This is a genomic window from Arthrobacter sp. AIWTK1 (assembly GCF_056680535.1).
The window spans coordinates 2,238,263-2,256,019 of the sequence record NZ_CM155287.1; the positions used below are offsets into that span (position 1 = coordinate 2,238,263).

At 67.3% G+C, this 17,757-nt stretch carries 16 protein-coding genes; 10 read left to right on the forward strand and 6 right to left on the reverse strand.

The features are described from left to right. Positions 1-31: 31 nt before the first annotated feature. Both AC1MDG_RS10205 and AC1MDG_RS10210 read right to left on the reverse strand, forming a co-directional pair. Positions 32-1,144: a class I SAM-dependent methyltransferase gene (locus AC1MDG_RS10205; RefSeq protein WP_479808898.1), complete on the reverse strand. Its 1,113-nt coding sequence runs from the start codon at positions 1,142-1,144 to the stop codon at positions 32-34. A gap of 207 nt (positions 1,145-1,351) precedes the next feature. Beyond that, entirely contained in the window at positions 1,352-2,995 is a 1,644-nt protein-coding gene (locus AC1MDG_RS10210; RefSeq protein ID WP_479808899.1) for a helix-turn-helix transcriptional regulator, read from the reverse strand. Between the two features lie 256 nt (positions 2,996-3,251). Here AC1MDG_RS10210 and AC1MDG_RS10215 point away from each other — a divergent pair, with 256 nt between their 5' ends. The 3 genes from AC1MDG_RS10215 to AC1MDG_RS10225 all read left to right on the forward strand — a co-directional run bounded on the left by AC1MDG_RS10215 (position 3,252) and on the right by AC1MDG_RS10225 (position 7,000). Beyond that, entirely contained in the window at positions 3,252-4,634 is a 1,383-nt protein-coding gene (locus AC1MDG_RS10215; RefSeq protein WP_479808901.1) for an MBL fold metallo-hydrolase RNA specificity domain-containing protein, read from the forward strand. Further along, complete coding sequence (locus AC1MDG_RS10220) at positions 4,631-5,962, forward strand: erythromycin esterase family protein (protein ID WP_479808903.1); 1,332 nt, start codon at positions 4,631-4,633, stop codon at positions 5,960-5,962. The genes AC1MDG_RS10215 and AC1MDG_RS10220 overlap by 4 nt, the downstream gene beginning before the upstream one ends. A 168-nt stretch (positions 5,963-6,130) precedes the next feature. Further along, entirely contained in the window at positions 6,131-7,000 is an 870-nt protein-coding gene (locus AC1MDG_RS10225; RefSeq protein WP_479808905.1) for a universal stress protein, read from the forward strand. Between the two features lie 108 nt (positions 7,001-7,108). On the opposite strand, the gene AC1MDG_RS10230 is transcribed toward AC1MDG_RS10225, so the two are convergent. The 4 genes from AC1MDG_RS10230 to AC1MDG_RS10245 form a co-directional block, all read right to left on the reverse strand. Continuing rightward, entirely contained in the window at positions 7,109-7,909 is an 801-nt protein-coding gene (locus AC1MDG_RS10230; protein WP_479808907.1) for a maleylpyruvate isomerase family mycothiol-dependent enzyme, read from the reverse strand. Then, a complete protein-coding gene (locus tag AC1MDG_RS10235) occupies positions 7,909-8,736 on the reverse strand; it encodes a fumarylacetoacetate hydrolase family protein (protein WP_479808909.1) in 828 nt (275 codons plus the stop codon). Before AC1MDG_RS10235 ends, AC1MDG_RS10230 begins: the two co-directional genes overlap by 1 nt. Then, complete coding sequence (locus AC1MDG_RS10240) at positions 8,733-9,866, reverse strand: cupin domain-containing protein (protein WP_479808911.1); 1,134 nt, start codon at positions 9,864-9,866, stop codon at positions 8,733-8,735. The genes AC1MDG_RS10235 and AC1MDG_RS10240 overlap by 4 nt, the downstream gene beginning before the upstream one ends. Before the next feature lie 140 nt (positions 9,867-10,006). After that, the gene (locus AC1MDG_RS10245; protein ID WP_479808913.1) at positions 10,007-10,840 is read right to left on the reverse strand and encodes an IclR family transcriptional regulator; all 834 of its coding nucleotides are present in this window, start codon (positions 10,838-10,840) and stop codon (positions 10,007-10,009) included. A gap of 48 nt (positions 10,841-10,888) precedes the next feature. On the opposite strand from AC1MDG_RS10245, the gene AC1MDG_RS10250 reads away from it, so the two are divergent. The 7 genes from AC1MDG_RS10250 (at position 10,889) to AC1MDG_RS10280 (ending at position 17,746) form a co-directional block, all read left to right on the forward strand. Beyond that, complete coding sequence (locus AC1MDG_RS10250; RefSeq protein ID WP_479808915.1) at positions 10,889-12,235, forward strand: MFS transporter; 1,347 nt, start codon at positions 10,889-10,891, stop codon at positions 12,233-12,235. Beyond that, positions 12,228-13,478, forward strand: a complete 1,251-nt coding sequence (locus AC1MDG_RS10255; protein ID WP_479808917.1) for an FAD-dependent oxidoreductase — start codon at positions 12,228-12,230, stop codon at positions 13,476-13,478. Before AC1MDG_RS10250 ends, AC1MDG_RS10255 begins: the two co-directional genes overlap by 8 nt. A 145-nt stretch (positions 13,479-13,623) precedes the next feature. Next, positions 13,624-14,118 (forward strand): HAD domain-containing protein, encoded by a 495-nt coding sequence (locus tag AC1MDG_RS10260; RefSeq protein WP_479808919.1) that lies wholly within the window; start codon positions 13,624-13,626, stop codon positions 14,116-14,118. 171 nt (positions 14,119-14,289) lie between these two features. Continuing rightward, positions 14,290-15,498, forward strand: coding sequence for an inorganic phosphate transporter (locus AC1MDG_RS10265; RefSeq protein ID WP_436065402.1), 1,209 nt, complete (start codon positions 14,290-14,292; stop codon positions 15,496-15,498). Next, positions 15,499-15,720: a hypothetical protein gene (locus AC1MDG_RS10270; RefSeq protein WP_011691904.1), complete on the forward strand. Its 222-nt coding sequence runs from the start codon at positions 15,499-15,501 to the stop codon at positions 15,718-15,720. It begins immediately after the preceding gene. A gap of 182 nt (positions 15,721-15,902) precedes the next feature. Next, complete coding sequence (locus AC1MDG_RS10275; RefSeq protein ID WP_479808921.1) at positions 15,903-16,880, forward strand: hypothetical protein; 978 nt, start codon at positions 15,903-15,905, stop codon at positions 16,878-16,880. After that, positions 16,877-17,746 carry a hypothetical protein gene (locus AC1MDG_RS10280; protein WP_479808923.1) on the forward strand — a complete coding sequence of 290 codons (870 nt, stop codon included), beginning with the start codon at positions 16,877-16,879 and terminating at the stop codon, positions 17,744-17,746. Before AC1MDG_RS10275 ends, AC1MDG_RS10280 begins: the two co-directional genes overlap by 4 nt. Positions 17,747-17,757: the final 11 nt, after the last annotated feature.

Consider the following 17,757-nt stretch of genomic DNA (forward strand, 5'->3'; position numbering starts at 1 on the left):
GGGGACCGGCGCCGACTGAGCCGTTCGGCGCCTACTTCCGTGCCACAAAGTAGGCGTTGAACGGGTCCTCCTCGAGTTCCTTCACGTCGACGGTGCCGAAGCCTGCGGCGCGGACCATGGACTCGGCCAGCTGCACGCCCCAGACCGTTCCAAGGCCGTCCCCGCCCTGTGCCAGGGACACGGACATGCAGTGAAAGGTGGAAATCGCGTAGAGGAACGTTCCCCACGGAAGCTCCACATTGTCCAGCAGGTTGCTTGACGCCTTGATGTCAGCCATCAGGAACGTGCCGTCGGGACGCAGCGCCCGGTGGATGTTTTGCAGCACCTTCGCCGGCCGGGCCTGGTCATGGATGGCATCGAAAACGGTGATGAGGTCCAGGCCTTCCACCACGTCCAGGGCCGCAGCGTCCAGGACTTCGAACCGGACGTTCCCCAGCCCCATCCGCCGGGCCTCCGCCCGTCCGGCAAGAACAGCGTCCTCGAAGAAGTCGTAGCCGGTGAAACGGCTTGCGGGAAAGGCTTCGGCCATCAGGTTCACGGCGTGGCCGGCCCCGCAACCGATATCCGCGACGTCAATCCCCGTGCGCAGCCTGTCCACGCAGCCGGTCAGCGGCAGTATGGCGGACACCAGGGATGCGTCGTGGACCGAGGCGCTGTCAGCGGCCTGGATGTCCAAAAAATCAGGGTAGTCCTCATACCCCAGGCCTCCGCCGGTCCGGAATTTCTGCGCAATCTTGCCGGCTACCTCGCCCATCAGGGTGATGTACTGCAGCGTCCGGGCCAGGTTGTCGACTCCGGGGCCGGAGACGGACGGCGCCAGTGCAGGGTCCAGCCGGTAGGTGCCTGCGGCAGGCCGGTACTCCACGAAGCGGGCCGTCACCATGCCGCCGAGCCATTCGCGGACGTAGCGTTCGTTCAGGCCGGCAGCGTCGGCAATCTGCTCACTCGAGGCCTGCGGCAGCCCGGCCATCACGTCGAAAAGCCCGGTCTGGTGGCCGATGCTGGCCAGGACGGCAGCCGAGCTTTCATTGAGGATGCCGAGCAGCCGTGCAGCGGCCGCTTCAACGGCGTCCTCTGCGGCCAGCGCGTCGCTGCGGGCGGCCGCCCCGTCTCCTGCCGCGAGATGGAGGTCTGTGGTGGTCATCGTCTTTCCTTTCGTCGGCGGACTTCCTGTCCGGCTACTTCGAAAGTACGTTCGCGGCCGGGCACGCCGCGTCGGGCGGATCATGCATCTTTCGCCGGACTGTGGGGCGAATGATGCAGGGGCGCGTTCCCCGGACCTGGCGGCCAAGCGAATCCGGTCAAGCGGACGCAGGACGACGACGGCAGCGGCGCTCGCCGTCGTCGTACTTCACGCAAGTCCGCGTTCCCTGGCCCAGCCGGCCGCGGCGGTTCGGGTGGACACACCGATCTTGCCGAAGATGTTCGCCAGGTGCCGTCCGACCGTCTTTTCACTGATGACCAGCGCGTCCGCCACCTGGCGGTTGCTGGCACCGGTGGTGATGAGAGCCAGGACTTCGCATTCGCGGGCCGTCAGGCCGCCCCTGTCAGGGTTGTCGGCGCTGCCGCCGGCCCTACCGGCGCCCCGCTCCAGCCGGTCGATGTCGGGGCCGGCCCCGAGCTGGCGGTAGATTGCGAGCGCTGTGGCGAGGTCGGCATCGGCTGCGCCAGGCTGGCCGAGGGCCCGGCGCGCATCGGCAAGGAGCTCGTGGATCCGGGCGGTGCGGTAGCGTGCACGCTGCGTGCGGTACGTACGGGCGGCCGCCTCCAGGAACGGCAGGGCGGCGCCCGCGCGGCCGGACGCCAGCAGGACGGCACCGCGGGCCTGGGAAGCCCACGCCTGGAGTCCCGGAGAGGCGAACCGGGCTGCTATCCGTTCCAATTCCGCTGCCAGCGCTTCGGCGAGCGCCCCGTCATGCTGGTCCAGAGCCAGCTCGGTGGCGGGCAGCAGCAGCCTGGTCCGGTCCAGTAGCCGGCTCTCGCCCAGGGCTGCGCGCAGCTGGTTGAGCGCCAGGGTGCTGTCCCCGGCTGCATAGTGGAGCAGGGACTCACCCGGCTGCGGGTCCACCCCGAGCTCCCGTGCACGGCGGTACGCGGCCAGCGCCCCCGCAGCGTTGCCGCGGAGGCGGCGGACCTCTCCCAGCTCGTAGTAGCCCGCGCCGGCCATCCAGCCGTGCGCAGTGACCAGGTTGTCGCTGGAGGCGCCTATTTCGCGTTCCACCACATCCCAGCCGCCTTCCGCGCTCACCAGCTGAAGTTCGTGGATGCGCGTGACGCCGGTGTACACAAAGGTGGCAGACAGGCCCGCGGTCCAGTGCTCCAGGGCGCCGGTCCAGGCGCGCATCCTGGCCAGGTCCCCGAGCTGGTGGCACAGGTGGATGACCGTGCAGTAGATGTCCCCGGCCCATACGGCGGCGACGTCACCCGCGAGGACGGGAAGCATGGCCTCGTCCAGGTCGCTGAAACCCTCCTCGGTCCGCCCGGCACGGACGCCGGCAAGGCCGGCGATGACCCGGGCAAAGCAGCCAAGGGTGGTGTCCGCCAGCCGGCCCGCCAGGGCGTCGAGGCTGGCTGCGGCATCCTGCGCCGGTCCGGGGTCTTCCTCCAGGTCCAGGGACATGGCGCTCTCCAGATAGAGGAGGTAGCCGTGTTCAGGCCCCTCCGGAAGGTCCTGCAGCAGGCGCCGTGCCCGGTTGAGCCAGCCGGAGGCAACCACGAGGTCCCCCCGGGTACCCCACTGCAGGGAGAGGATGATGGCCTTCATCGCGGCCGCCCGCAGGTCGCCGGCCCTGGCCAGGCCGCGGTACAGATCCTCTGCTACCGACAGCGCTTCGGGAATGTCGCCCAGCCACCACATCGCGTCGGCCAGGGCATCGAGGTCCTGCAGCTCCAGGCCGGTGGTGGTCCTGGCCGCAAGCAGCCCGTTCCGGGCCGCGGGCCAGTCCCTGCGGGCGAACGCCGCGCGCGCGCCGGTGATCAAATCCTGTTCAGCCATACGACGTCTCCAAGGGGTGGTTCCAGCGTACTGCCGGCTCCGGTTCCCCGAAAGGCACGAACGCGCCCGCAGCCGTGACTTTCGGCCCTAGGTGGGCTGCCGGAAGAAGCGGAAGCTAGGACGTACATCGCGACTGCGCAGTCCGGCGCGTTGCAGTCCGTGCGCCTGCCACGCCTGCCGCGGCCCTGGCGTTTCCGCGACGCTGCCGGCTGCCGGACGGCAACGGGAACGCTGCGCAACGGGAGCAGGGAGCACCATGAAACACCAACACCCGCAACTCCGGTTCCTCGGAGCCACGGACAGCGTGACCGGCTCCCGGTACCTGGTGGAAGCCGGCGGGAAACGCATCCTGGTGGACTGCGGGCTGTTCCAGGGCTACAAGGTCCTCCGCGACCGCAACCGGATCCCTTTCCCCGTCCGGCCGGACTCCATCGACGCCGTCCTGCTGACCCATGCCCACCTGGACCACACTGGCTACGTTCCCGCCCTGGTCCGGGACGGCTTCAACGGACCGGTGTACGCCACGGAAGGCACCACCGAGCTCTGCACCCTGCTCCTGCCGGACAGCGGGCACCTGCAGGAAGAGGAAGCCAAGTACGCCTACGAGCACGGATCGTCCCGGCACAGCCCGCCGGTTCCGCTTTATACGGCTGCCGAGGCGGTCCGGTCGCTCGACAGCTTCCGCGAACAGGGCTTCGACACTCCGCTGGAGCTGGGAGGGGGCATCTCCGCGACGTTCCTGCCCGCGGGCCACATTCTCGGGGCCGCCCAGATCAGGCTCGAGGTCGGCCAGCACTCCATCCATTTCACCGGCGATCTGGGCCGCAATGATGATCCGCTGATGTTTCCGCCCCGGGGGCTTGGTGCCACTGACATCCTGGTCACCGAATCCACGTACGGTAACCGCAAGCACTCGAGCCTGGCTCCTGAACTGCAGCTGGGCGAAATCATCACCCGTGTGGCAAAGAAGAACGGCGTGATCATGATTGCCGCGTTCGCCGTCGGACGGGCGGAGACACTGATGCTGCATCTGTCCCGCCTGCGCGCCAGGAACGCGATTCCGGACATCCCCGTGTACCTCAACAGTCCCATGGCCATCGACGCTTCCGGCATGTACCAGCGGCACCCCGACGAGCACAGGCTCAAGCAGCGGGAGTACGAGGACATGTACAAAGTGGCCAAGATGACCCGGACGGTGGAGGATTCGAAGCTGCTCAACCTCCGCGGCGGGCCAATGGTGATTATTTCCGCCAGCGGAATGCTCACAGGCGGCAGGATCCTGCACCACATCGCCGAATACGGGCCCGATCCGAAGAACGCCATCATCCTTAGCGGGTACCAGGCCGGTGGAACCCGCGGAGCGGCGCTCGCCGCCGGCCACCGGGAACTTAGGATCTACGGAGAGGATGTCCGCATCCGCGCCGAGGTGATCCAGATGGAAAGCCTTTCGGCGCACGCGGATTCCGACGGGCTGATCGAGTGGATGAGGGCCGCCGAGCGGGAACCGCGGATGACGTACATCACCCACGGCGAACCCGAGGCGTCCGATGCCCTCCGGATCCGCATCAAGCGCGAACTCGGGTGGCGGGTGCGTGTTCCGGAGTACCTCGAAAGCATCTCGCTCGAGGACCCGACATGACCAACGGAAACCGCGCCGTCCTGAGCATGCTGGACGAGATCCGCACCCTGGCCCGGCCGCTCAGCGGGTTCCGGGATCTTGACGGGCTGGTCCACAGGGCTGGTGCCGGACGCTTTGTGGCCATCGGCGAAGCATCCCACGGCACGCACGAGTACTACACGATGCGCGCCCGCCTGAGCATGCGGCTGATCGAAGAACAGGGCTACAGCTGGATCGGGGTGGAAGGCGACTGGCCGGACTGCTGGCGGATCAACCGCTGGGTGCGGGGACAAAGCGGGCAGGACACGGGCGTCCACACCATGCTCGCCGGGTTCGGGCGTTGGCCCACCTGGATGTGGGCGAACGAGGAAGTGGCGGGCTTCCTCGACTGGCTGCGCGGCTGGAACCTGGAGCGTCCCCTGGAGGAACGGGTGGGCTTCTACGGCCTGGACGTCTACTCACTGTGGGATTCCCTGCGGGAAATCATCGGCTGGCTGGAGGAAAACGAGCCCGACGCCGTTCCCGCGGCCATGCGGGCGTGGCAGTGTTTCCTTCCGCACCACGAAGACCCGCACGAGTACGCCTGGAGCACCCGGCTGGTCCCCGAATCGTGCGAGGGTGACGTGGTTGCCCTGCTTACCGAGGTGCGGAACCGGGCACTGGCACTGCGGGACCACGAACCGCGCGCCGAAAGCGACGAAGCGTTCGACGCAGTGCAGAATGCAGTGGTTGCCGCCAACGCCGAGCACTACTACCGCATCATGGTGCAGGGGAGCCGGGAGTCCTGGAACGTCCGGGACCGTCACATGGCGGACACGGTGGACCGGGTGAGCGCGCATCTGGGCCCTGCGTCCAAAGGGATCATCTGGGAGCACAACACCCACGTGGGCGATGCCCGGGCCACGGACATGGCACGGGACGGGCTGGTGAACGTGGGCCAGATGCTCCGCGAGCGCCACGGAGCCGAAGGCGTGACACTGGTGGGTTTCGGATCGTACCGGGGAACAGTGATGGCCGCGGACGCGTGGGGGTCCCCTGAACGGGTCCTGACCGTACCGGAAGCCCGGACCGGCAGCCACGAGGACCTGCTGCACAGGGCCCTGGGTGCACCTGCGCTGCTGGAATTCGGCAGGGACAGGTCCGGGCCGTGGCTGTCGGCCTGGCTGGGGCACCGGGCCATCGGGGTGGTCTACCGCCCCGCCCGGGAATACGGGAACTACGTGCCCACCCGGATGGGAGGGCGCTATGACGCCCTCATCTGGCTGGAACAGACCTCGGCGCTCCGTCCGCTCCATCACGAGGCTCCGCCGGGTGAGCCGGAGTTCGAAACGGAACCCACGGGCTTCTGAGCTGCCGTTTGGACGCGCAGCAGCCGGTTCATCACCAGCCCGGTCACCGGCGCCGGGTTGAGGGGCTTAAGGCCCTAACCCCCGTGTCTGCCACCGGAGCACACTGAAGGTGTCAGCGGCCTCCGGCGTGCTGATCCGAAAACGCGATGGAGAAGAGCAGGATTCAGAATGAGCAAACCAATCGTCGTCGGCATCAACGGCTCCACCGGAAGTGAGGCCGCAATGTCGTGGTCGCTCCACCGGGCAGCCAGGCTCAAGCTTCCGGTGATCGCCGTCCATGCGGTGGATGACCGGTGGATGTCGCCGGACTTCCAGTACCACGAACTGATCCGGGAATCAGGCATGGAGCTCCTGAGGCAGGTGCAGGAGGATGCCGCCAAGAAGGAACCGGACGTGGCCGTCGACGTTCAGCTGCGGCACGGCAGCGCCGGCGCGGCGTTGAAGGAAATGTCCAAAGACGCCGCCATGGTGGTCATCGGATCACACCACCGCCACTGGGCCGACGGAGGACCCATGACCGACCGGGCCCTTCAGGTCGTTACTGCCTCGGACAGCCCGGTGGCGGTTATTCCGCAGGACCAGGGGCCTGAGGGCCGCGGCGTTGTGGTGGGCGTGGACGGCTCGGAGGAGTCCCTGCAGGCCGTTGCGTTTGCCGCGGCTGAAGCGGACCGCGAAGGGGACGAACTGACTGCCGTGCTGGCTTTCCGCCGCCCCGCCCGCTGGGTGCAGAGCGGGATGCCGGCCAGCGGGCTGGCGGAGGTCATTGAAGAAGAGGACAAGATTGTGCTTGCCGAGTCGGTCGCCGGGCTGCGGGATAAATACCCGGACCTGGTGGTGAATCAGGTGCTGGACAAGGACACCGATCCGGCCAAGGCTCTCGTGGAGGCCGCTGCGAACGCGCGCCTCCTGGTCATCGGCAGCCGCGGACGCGGGGGATTCAGCCGCCTTGTCCTTGGCTCCACGGCCCACGCGGTTCTGCTGCGTGTTCCGTGCCCCACGGTGGTCACCAGGGTCCACAAGGTCAAGCACGAGGAATAGCGGGCACTGTCAGTGCATGGCGATGGCCCCCTCCGAGGAGGGGGCCATCGCTATGTGCGGAAGTCGCCGTCGCGCTTCACTGCCGCTCCGGACACCAGGTCCTGGGCGCTAGATCCACTTCGGTGCTGCGGGCACCTCGGGCAGGTCAGCGTCCGACGCCGGTGCGGCGGCATCCGCCGCTTTGCCGGCTGCTGCGGTGCTCGTTGCCGTCACACCGTGGGTGCCGCGGCCGGTGGCCCATTGGGTGATGGCAGCGAGCGGGCCGGAAATCAGTGTTGGTGTTTCGGCGGTGGTGTCGCCGAAGGTCATCCCGCCCGGCTGGTCGGTGACTTTGATCAGCAGGCCGGTGTCGGTGCCGCGGGTGTGCCAGGCACTGGTGATGTCCGCCAGTAGCCGGGCCAGGACGGGGGCGGGGATGTCGGTGAAGGTGGCGCCGTTGTCCAGGTCCACGGCGTGGACCCAGACTTCGCGGGTCCGCATCCAGACGGTTTCCTCGGCGGGCACGATCCGGCCCTGGGCTGTTTTGACTTTGTGGTGCCAGGCTTCTGCCGGGAGGTCCCGCCATTCGACGTTCAGGTGCACTGCGGAGTGGTCGAAGAGGTGCCGCAGCGCGATCGGCGGAAGGGTGGCGCCGAAGTTGATTTCGTGGTCGCGCACCGACGTGGAGGCGTACATGGGTGTCTCCACGCCGGTGGCTGCCCACTCGATGAGCCGCGCGATGGCCCGCGCGTTGTAGCCGATGTGGGCTGTGACGTGCCGCCGGGTCCAGCCCGGCAGCAGCGAATCCCCGTCGAGGTCCGCGTCGGAGAGCTCGTTGAGCTTGCGGGCGAAGAACGCCGTGCCCCGCCGTGCCTGCAGCAAACCCTCAAGGAGCTGCGGGTCCGTGGTCTGGTCGTGGCGGGCGACCATCAGGCTTCCTTGACCACGCGGTTGCTCAGCTGGCCCAGGCCCTCGATGGTGGTGACCAGGATCTGGCCTTCCTGCAGGTAGCGCTTCGGGTCCTGGGCGTGGCCCACACCGCCGGGGGTGCCGGTCGCGATCACGTCACCGGGGTTCAGCGTGATGATCGTGGAGATGTAGGAGACCAGGAACTCCGGGGTGAACACGAGGTCCCCGGTCGGGGTGCTCTGCTGGACTTCGCCGTCCACGGCCGAGGTCATCAGCGGACCGGCGGTGAACTCATCCTGGGTGACCAGGGCGGGGCCGAACGGGGTGGAGTTCTCCCAGGTCTTGCCCTGGAGCCACTGGATGGTGCGGAACTGGTAGTCGCGCATGGACACATCGTTCAGCACCGAGTACCCGGCGATGTGGTCCTTGGCGTCGGCTTCGCTGATCCGGCGGCCCTTCTTGCCGATGACGACGGCGAGTTCGGCTTCCCAGTCCATGGTGTCTGATTCCTGCGGCAGGGCCAGGTCATCGTTCGGGCCGATCAGGGATTCCTGGTACTTCGCGAACAGGGTGGGGTACTCCGGGATTTCCCGGCCCATTTCCTTGATGTGGTTGCGGTAGTTGTGGCCCACGCAGATGATCTTGCCCGGGAACGGGACCACGGGGGCGAGGTCGGCGCCCTCGGCCGGGTGTGTCGCGCCGGTGGCGGCGGCGGCGATAGACTCCCAGGCGGAATCCTTCAGGAGCGCTCCCACATCGGAGAACCCGTCGATTTCGGTCAGGGTGGTCCCGTCCTGGCGGACAGCCTGGGTCGTGCCGGTGCCGGTGCGGAGGGTGAGGAGTCTCATGCGTTCTTGCGTCCTTCGATGTAGGTGCGGTTAAAGTTCAGTCGTTCGAAAATGGGGGCGTCACTGAACCGGAAGAGGTCAAACTCGCTCCCGGCCTGCACGGACCACTCGGCCCAGGACGGGACAACGAACAGGTCGCCCTTTTCCAGGTTCCTGGCCTCGCCGTTCAGGACCACCGAGCCGGTCCCTTCGAAGACCTGCCAGACGCTGGAGCCGACCTCGCGGACGCCCTGGGTGGACGCGCCGGCACGGAGGCGGTGGAATTCGGCCCGGATGGTGGGCATCACGTCCCCGCCCGTGGTCGGGTTCGTGTAGCGGACGGCGGCATGGCCCTGGGACACGGTGGCCGGGTGGCCCTCATCCTCGAGGAGCAGCTGCTCGGTCAGCGCCCGGTCGGTGTATTCCCAGCGGTACGCCGCGATGGGGGAGCTGGTGGTGTCATCCAGGCCCGAGAGCGGACGCAGGCCCGGGTGGGCCCATAGCCGCTCGGAACGGGAGATGTCCGGGGTGGCCTCGTCCGTGACCCGCTCGGTGCCGAACTCGAAGAACCCGGCGTCGGCGTAATGCACGAACGGGATGTCCAGCCCGTCGATCCAGGCCATCGGCTCATCGGTGTCGTTGTGGTGGCCGTGGAAGTTCCAGCCCGGGGTCAGCAGGAAATCACCGCGGGACATCCGCACCGGGTCCCCGTTCACCACCGTCCACACACCCTCGCCCTCGACAACGAAGCGGAACGCGTTCTGCGAATGGCGGTGCTCCGGGGCGGTCTCACGGGCACCAAGGTACTGGATCGCCGCCCACAACGTCGGGGTGGCATACGGGGTACCGGCAAGGCCGGGGTTCGCCAGCGCAATGGCGCGGCGTTCCCCGCCACGGCCCACCGGCACCAGATCCCCGGCACGGGCGGCCAGCGGATACAGGTCGCTCCACCGCCACACGTGCGGCACCGCCTTCGGGGACGGGACCATCGGCATCAAATCCGCGATTTCAGTCCACAACGGGATCAGGTTCTCCCGGTCAAAATCCCGGTACAGCTCTTTCAGCTGGGCAGCTTCTTCGGGCGTCGGCTCCGGAGCAGTGTGCCCCGCGGCCACTGATTCATGAGTCGTGTTCTCGGCGCTGATGGACACGTGGGCCTCCTCGATAGGTCAGAACGGTTCTTGGCGTAGTTCGACTCTACGGATGCCGTGGTGTGACCCCCAACATATTCTGCTGGACAGAATTGATTGACCGGTCCGACGGCGGGAGCTGCCGGCGCCTTGCCCGGTGTTCAGTCCGGCTCGGCCGGATTTGCTGCGATGTCGATTTCCAGCTGCCGGCAGGTTTCCCGCAGGGCGGGGACCAGCCCGGCGTCAAACACCCTGCGGAAGCGGGTCGCGGGGGTGGCCACGCTGAGCGCGCCCACCACCTTCCCGTGCCTGTTGTGCAGGGCGATCCCGAGGGCGCTCACACCTTCCTCGGTGCCTTCGAAGTTGGCGGCGAAGCCGTTGTTGCGGATCGACTCCAGCTCGCGCAGGAACGCCGGGTACTCCGCAGCCGCGATGGTGTCCCCGCCGATCTCTGCGTTGTTGCTGCGGAAGAGCTGGTCGATCATGGGAACCTCCAGTTCGGCGAGCATGGCTTTGCCCCCGGAGGTCCTGTTGGCGGGCATCACCGTTCCCTGCCGGTCACCGACCCGCAACACGTTGTTCCCTTCCACGGTCGCCAGGAAACGTACTTTCGTACCCACCCGCACCATGAGGTTTACGGTCTCGTTCAGCTGCGCGGAGAGCAGTTCCATGTGCGGCTGGGCGAGCGAGCGAAGCAGCCGGGTCCAGCTCAGTCCCGCCGGCCCCACGCCCATTGCCGGGCCGGGCACATAGCGCCGGGTTTCATCCTGGACGGCGAAACCCCGGTAAACCAGCATTGCCAGGAGGCGGTGCGCGGTGGAAGGGGCCACGCCCAGTTCCTCGGCGGCGTCCTTGAGGCGCAGAGCTCCACCGTCACGGAGCAGCTGCAGGAGCTGCAGCGCGTTGTCGACCGCCTCAATGGAATAGGTGGGCCGCTTCTGCACTGGTTTCCGGGCTGATCTGGACGCCGGTTTGGGGGTTTGCTGTTTCTGCACATCAGAATTCTATTGTGGTTCACCTTCCCTGGCCATGACAGTAGTGGCATGAATCACACAACTTCCGCTGCAGCGCCGCAACGGTCCTCTCAAGGGGATCCCGTCCCCACTTCCGCTGATGGGCCTGCATCGCGGTTTTCCAAAGCGTCGGCCGCGGCCGTCCTCGTCTGCTGGCTGTTGGTGGTCTTCGATGGCTACGATCTCATCGTCTACGGCACTGTCCAGTCTTCGCTGATCTCCGAGACCGGCTGGGGCCTGAACAAGGCCACCGCCGGGACCATCGGGTCCATGGCCTTCCTCGGCATGATGATCGGAGCGATCTTCGCCGGCCGGATGGCTGACTCGTGGGGTCGACGCCGCACCATCCTGGGGTGCGCCATGGTCTTCTCGGTCTTCACCGCCCTCTGTGCCTTCGCTCCCAACGCTGCCGTCTTCGGCGGCCTGCGGCTCCTCGCCGGCATCGGGCTTGGCGGCCTGGTGCCCTCGGCGAACGCCCTCGTTGCTGAACTCGTCCCCACCAAGTGGCGGTCCACCATTGCCACCCTGATGATGTCCGGTGTACCGATCGGCGGATCCATCGCCGCTCTTGTCGGCATCCAGCTGATTCCAGCCTTCGGGTGGCAGGCCATGTTCCTCGTGGCCGTGCTGGCCCTGGTGATCGTGGTGCCGCTGGGACTGAAATACCTCCCGGAGACGCTGGCGCCGGTCAGTGCGGCCGAGAAGGCCGCCCGCAAGGCTGCGGGCAGTGCCGGCACGATCAAGGAACCGTCCGGTTTCTCCTCCTTGCTCCGCGCCCCGTACCTGGGCGTCAGCATGCTGTTCGCCCTGGCGACGATCGCCACCCTGTTCGCCTGGTACGGACTCGGAACCTGGCTGCCCAACCTGATGCAGCTGGCGGGTTACAACCTCGGTTCCGCCCTGACCTTCGCGTTGGCCCTCAACCTGGGTGCGGTGGCCGGTTCGGTCATCACGGCCTGGGCCGGGACCCGCTTCGGTCCGGTGCCGACTGCCATCGCAGCGGCCGCCGTCGCCGCCGTCGCGCTGGTGGTCCTCATCACGGGACCGTCCGTCACCGTCGTGTACCTCATGCTGGTCCTTGCCGGCGTCGGCACCCACGGCACGCAGTGCCTCATCATCGCCGCCGTCGCAAGCCACTACCCCGGCCACCTGCGGGGAACCGCCCTGGGCTGGGCGCTGGGGACGGGCCGTATCGGCGCCGTCGTCGCGCCCCAGGTAGGCGGACTCCTGCTTGCTGCCGGACTCGGCGTCAATTCCAATTTCCTCGCCTTCGCCGGTGCAGCCGCCATCGCAGCGGTCCTGCTGGCCGCCGTCGGCATCAAACTCAAGTCGAAACTCTCACCCTCACCCTCACCAACAGGAGTAAGCAATGTCTGAGCACGCCACGTCCACCGATGTCCTCGTCATCGGAGGGGGAATGGCCGGACTGGCCGGAGCCCTCGCGCTGCGTGAAAACGGAGCCAATGTCACCCTCGTGGAGCGCGCTCCGGAATTCGGCGAGGTCGGCGCGGGCCTGCAGATGGCCCCCAACGCCTCCCGCGTCCTTCGGCGCTGGGGACTGCTTGAGAGAGCGCTGGAAATCGGTGTCCAGCCCAAGCACCTGGTCTTCCGCGACGCCGTCACCGGCGAGGAGCTCACCCGCCAGAGCCTCGGCGCGGAATTCGAGGAACGCTACGGCGCACCCTACGTCGTGATCCACCGCAGCGACCTGCACCGGGTCCTGCTCGAAGGCTGCGAAGCTGCCGGCGTCACGCTCGTCAACGACGTCATGGTCGAGAGCGTCGAAACCGTGAACGGCCGAGGCGTGGCCCACACAGCCGCAGGCGTTGACTACGAAGCCGACGTCGTGATCGGCGCCGACGGTCTCCGGTCCACCCTCCGCCCGCTCGTGGCCAACGACGAGCCCGTCTCCTCGGCCTACGTCGCCTACCGCGGCACGGTGCCGATCACCGAGAACACCCCCAAGGCCGACCTTGAGGACGTCATCGTCTACCTCGGCCCCGACTGCCACCTGGTGCAGTACCCGCTGCGCAAGGGCGAGCTGCTGAACACCGTGGCCGTCTTCAAGTCGCCGTCCTTCGAAGCCGGTGTTGAGCAGTACGGCGGAGTGGACGAGCTAGAGGCAGCCTACAAGGACTGCGTCCCGGCCGTTCAGGAAGCTCTGAAGAACCTGGCTACCGGCATCCGCTGGCCCATGTACGACCGCGACCCGATCGAGAACTGGGTTGCCGGCCGGATGGTGCTCATGGGCGACGCCGCGCACCCGATGCTCCAGTACCTCGCGCAGGGCGCCTGCCAGGCCCTCGAGGACGCCGCCGTGCTGCAGGATGTCAGCGTCGGCACCGTCTTCACCGCGGACGGCGTCAACCCGGAAGCCTGGGATGGCGCCATCAAGGAGTTCAACAACATCCGCGCCGGCCGCACCGCCCGGGTCCAGCGCACCGCCCGTGTCTGGGGCGAGTCCTGGCATGTCTCCGGGCTGGCCCGGACCCTGCGCAACCTGCTCTTCAAGAGCCGGAAGGACAACGACTTCCAGTACAACGACTGGCTGTACGGCCAGGCCGGCGACGGAATTCCTGCGGCCGTCCGTAAGGAGGCCGCGGTGAAAGTCCCCGCCTGATCCTCAGCCCCAGGCATAACGCTGCACCCCTGAAAAGTGCCGGACACCATTCTGTGTCCGGCACTTTTCCGTTTGGTGCCGTATTGCCCGCCCCACGGCCCCTCGGTAACGTTTTGAGTGGGCTCCCGGAGGAAAGGACGCCGCCGTGAGGAATGTCTCCCTCTACCTGGACGTGGACGGCGTGATCTGTCCGTTCGGTGCCTCAGGCACCACGGACTGGGGGAGCCGCTGGCGGACTTCCGACGCCGGCCTCCTTGAAGTGACGTACGCCGGTGAGCTCGTGGAATCCCTCAACGCGCTGGCCGTGACACCCGGCCTCCGGTGCGTCTGGCTGACCAGCTGGGAGGAGATGGCGCCGGACTACCTGTGCCCCGCCATCGGGCTGGCAGGACGGGAATGGCCCGTCCTTGGCAGCGACGGATTGGGCGGCGGCGAAGGCTGGTGGAAACTGCAGGCCCTGCAACGCGACATCGAGGCGTGCGCTCCGGACCGAGCTGTGTGGATTGACGACCAACTCGATTACGAAGCCGAGGCCCGTGCATGGGCGTCCGTCCTCAGTGGGCGCCTACTGTTGATTTCACCGCATCCAAGGCGGGGCTTGTCCCCGGTTGAACTGGACGCAGTCCGTGCATTCCTTTGACCGCGCGGTGTTTTGTCCTCAGGGCGTTGACGCGTACGATCGTTAGGGTTTCAAGCCCCTTCCGAACAACACCGCGTTAACTGCCGGCAAATGCCGTGTGAACTTTGCGTGCGGACGGGGGCAATGGGGAAGTGGAACTGCTGACCGTCGACTCTGCAGATTGGGCAACAGGTGGAAATCACCTTCATGGTGGCGCTGGTTATAGCGCTGGCACTTTTTTTCGACTTCACCAACGGATTTCATGACACCGCCAACGCAATGGCCACGCCCATTGCCACCGGTGCCATCAAACCGAAGACGGCAGTCGCGCTGGCAGCGGTCCTGAACCTGGTGGGAGCGTTCCTCTCCACGGAAGTGGCCAAGACGGTTTCCGGCGGCATCATCAAGGAGGGGGCAGACGGTATCCAGATCACCCCGGACATCATTTTTGCCGGCCTGATGGGCGCCATCCTCTGGAACATGATCACGTGGCTGAAGGGCCTGCCGTCTAGTTCTTCGCACGCCCTCTTCGGCGGCCTGATCGGCGCCGCGATCGCCGGCATCGGCATCCATTCGGTGAACTTTGAATCCCTGCTGCAAAAGGTCATCCTTCCCGCCATCTTTGCCCCGGTGATCGCCGGCGGAGTGGCGTACGTCTGTACCCGCCTGGCCTACGCGCTGACGTCCCGGCACGATCCGGAGACCGGCAGCAAGCTCACGCAGAAGCGCGGCGGTTTCCGGACCGGCCAGATCTTCACGTCCAGCCTGGTGGCCCTGGCACACGGGACCAACGATGCCCAGAAAACCATGGGCATCATCACTCTCGTGCTGATCTCCGCCGGAACGCAGGCGCCCGGCTCCGGCCCGCAGTTCTGGGTCATTGCAGCCTGTGCGTTCGCGATTGCCATCGGAACCTATGCCGGCGGGTGGCGGATCATCCGCACCATGGGCTCGGGCCTTACCGACGTCAAGCCGGCCCAGGGCTTCGCTGCTGAAGCCAGCACGGCATCCGCCATCCTCGCTTCCTCCCACCTTGGCTTCGCACTGTCCACCACGCAGGTGGCTTCCGGATCCGTCATCGGCTCCGGTCTGGGCCGCAAGGGCACCTCGGTGCGCTGGGGCACCGCAGGGCGCATCGCCGTCGGCTGGCTTTTCACCCTCCCGGCCGCCGGGATCGTCGGCGCCCTGACGGCCCTGCTCGTAATGACCGGAACGGTGGGTGTAGTCATCGCCGCCGTTGCCGGGACCGGCGCCGTGCTGTTCATGTTCGTGCAGTCCCGTAAGTCCCATGTGGGCCACCACAATGCCGTGGAGGTCGAGGAAGCAGGCCAGGCCGTCCGCTTCCGCAAAAAGAAGGCAATGGCCGCCAGCCGCGCCAACAAGCTGAAGGGTGGCAATTAAATGAAATGGTTGGAATTGGTGCAGGTGGCCGGTGCCACGCTCCTTGCCGCCGTGACGGTAGTGGTCCTTTACTCCATCGGGGTCCGTTTTACCGCCATCGCCGGTGATCCCGAGCAGGCCACGCCGCGGTGGATGAAATCGCTCGCCTACGCCTGCTTCGGGCTGTGCGGCCTGGCGGTGCTGTTCGGCCTCTACCTGATCATTCCCTACTTCAGCAAGTAGCCACAGGCCGTTGCCCCTGGAGCGCACGGGACTGCTCTGGCGGATATCACCCAACGGGGGAATAGTTAACACTGTTTCAGCGTGTTTGGTCCGGCTCCGCGGCCGGCCGGTGCCGGGAGCCATCCCGAAGGGTTTATCCAGGCCGGTTCCCCTGCCGGGAACCGCAAGCAGGTGGGTCTGTCATGCACAGTCAAACCGGGGCAGCAGCTCGGCCTGCAGCCCGACTCCCAGGAACCGCAGCGGCGTTGTGCCTGCTGGTCCTCGCCGTCGGATGCGCCGCTCAGCCTTCCGCGCCACCGGAGCCGCAGGCAAGTACGACGACGGCGGCACCTCCCGCGCCGGAGCCCGCCGCCACCACCTCCTCCAGCGCGGATCCGCCCACGGCTGCGCCGCTGCCGGGTCCGGTAGACGGCCCCCCCGTGGCCGGTGGCCCTGTCATCCGGTGGGTCCCCATCGGACCGGCCGCACCCACCGATCCGCCCGAGGGAACGCTGTACGAGCTCCTGCGCAACCGTGACTGCGCCGGCCTTCGTGAGTCAACGCTGAACACGGCGTTTCCAGCTGTCTGGAAGGCCGCGGAGGCCACGTGCCAGGCACTGGCCACGGACCTGCCCGCGGACTGGCAGCAGGCACAGGCCGCGCTGGCGGGGGTTCCCGGCCTGCCGCCCGAACGGTGCTGGGAAATCAAGGTCACGGAATCGCTGCAACAGGCAGTTGCCCTGCGGGCCGCCCACCCGGGAGTCCAGCTCCTCGTGAATGCCGGCGGGGCAGGGGACGACTGCCCCCGGCAGCTGACCGGCTTGACGGTCCTCGACGGGCCTTCCGCCGGCGCCGCCCCGCCATCCGTTCCTTTCGGCGGCGGCGCCAAAGTGCGGCTTGAGGGGTTCTTCGTGAACGTGGACAAAGTCCTGGTGGACGGCAACCCGGTCGGTGTCCAAGGCACGCCGTTCGGTCCCTTCGAGTTTTATGCCCCGCCGGCCGCTTCCGGCGCCACGTCCGCCACCGTGGCAGTCGTGGCCACGCCGCCCGTCTCCGGTGAAGCCGCGCTCCTCTACGCCGACCCGACACTTCCCGTTCCCGGCCCCACGCCAACCACACCGCCCACGCCACCCCCTGATACTTCCTCGCCGCAGGAGACGCCGGCAGGAGCGACGCCATGACCGGCGAACCGGAGGCGGATCCCCGCTGGAAACGCGCCGTGGACATGCTGGCGGTCATCGGGCCGCCACTGACCATTGCGACAGCCCTGCTGGTCTACTTCGGCTGGGCGCGGACGGATGCCCAGGCAAAGGCCATGGGGCTGGACGTCAGCCTCTTCGGCTACACCGTGCAGGATTTTGTCCTCAGGAGCATCCCATCCCTGTTCATCCCGCTGGTCTGGCTGCTGATTGTGGCTGCCATATGGCTTTCCGTGGACAGGTTCCTGGCCGGACGCCTCACGGCCGGCCGGGACGCGGGCATCCGGAGGCTCGCGGCGGCAATACTGGTTGCCGGACTGGCCTGTGCGGCAGCCATGTGGCTGGTGGTGATTCTCCAGCCTGAACGCACCGTCTTGTTCGTGCCGTACGTTATGGCCGGCGGCGTCCTTCTGGCGGCCTGGGGCCTGAGCCTTTGGCGGCGGTCCGCGGAAGCACCGGGACGCAGCCTCGCCGCACTGTCCCGCGGGTCCGAGAAGACGCTCATCTTCTGCCTGGTGACACTCCTGCTCTTCTGGGGAACGTCCGACTACGCCCAGGCCCTGGGCCGGGGACTTGCGATGAGCTACGAGCAACGGTCCGCGCTCCTGCCCACCGCAGTTGTCTTCAGCAAGGACCGGCTGGGCATCAGCGCACCCAACGTCACCGAACAATCCAGCGGCACGGCGGAACATCCGGTGTACCAGTACAGCGGCCTGCGGCTGCTCGTGGTCAGCGGCGGACGTATCTTCCTGCTCAACGAGGGCTGGACGCTCCGGAGCGGCAAGGTGGTGGTGCTCCGTGATGATCCCGGCGTGCGCGTGGAGTATGGGAACCCGGAGTCCAAATGACTAGGCTGGGG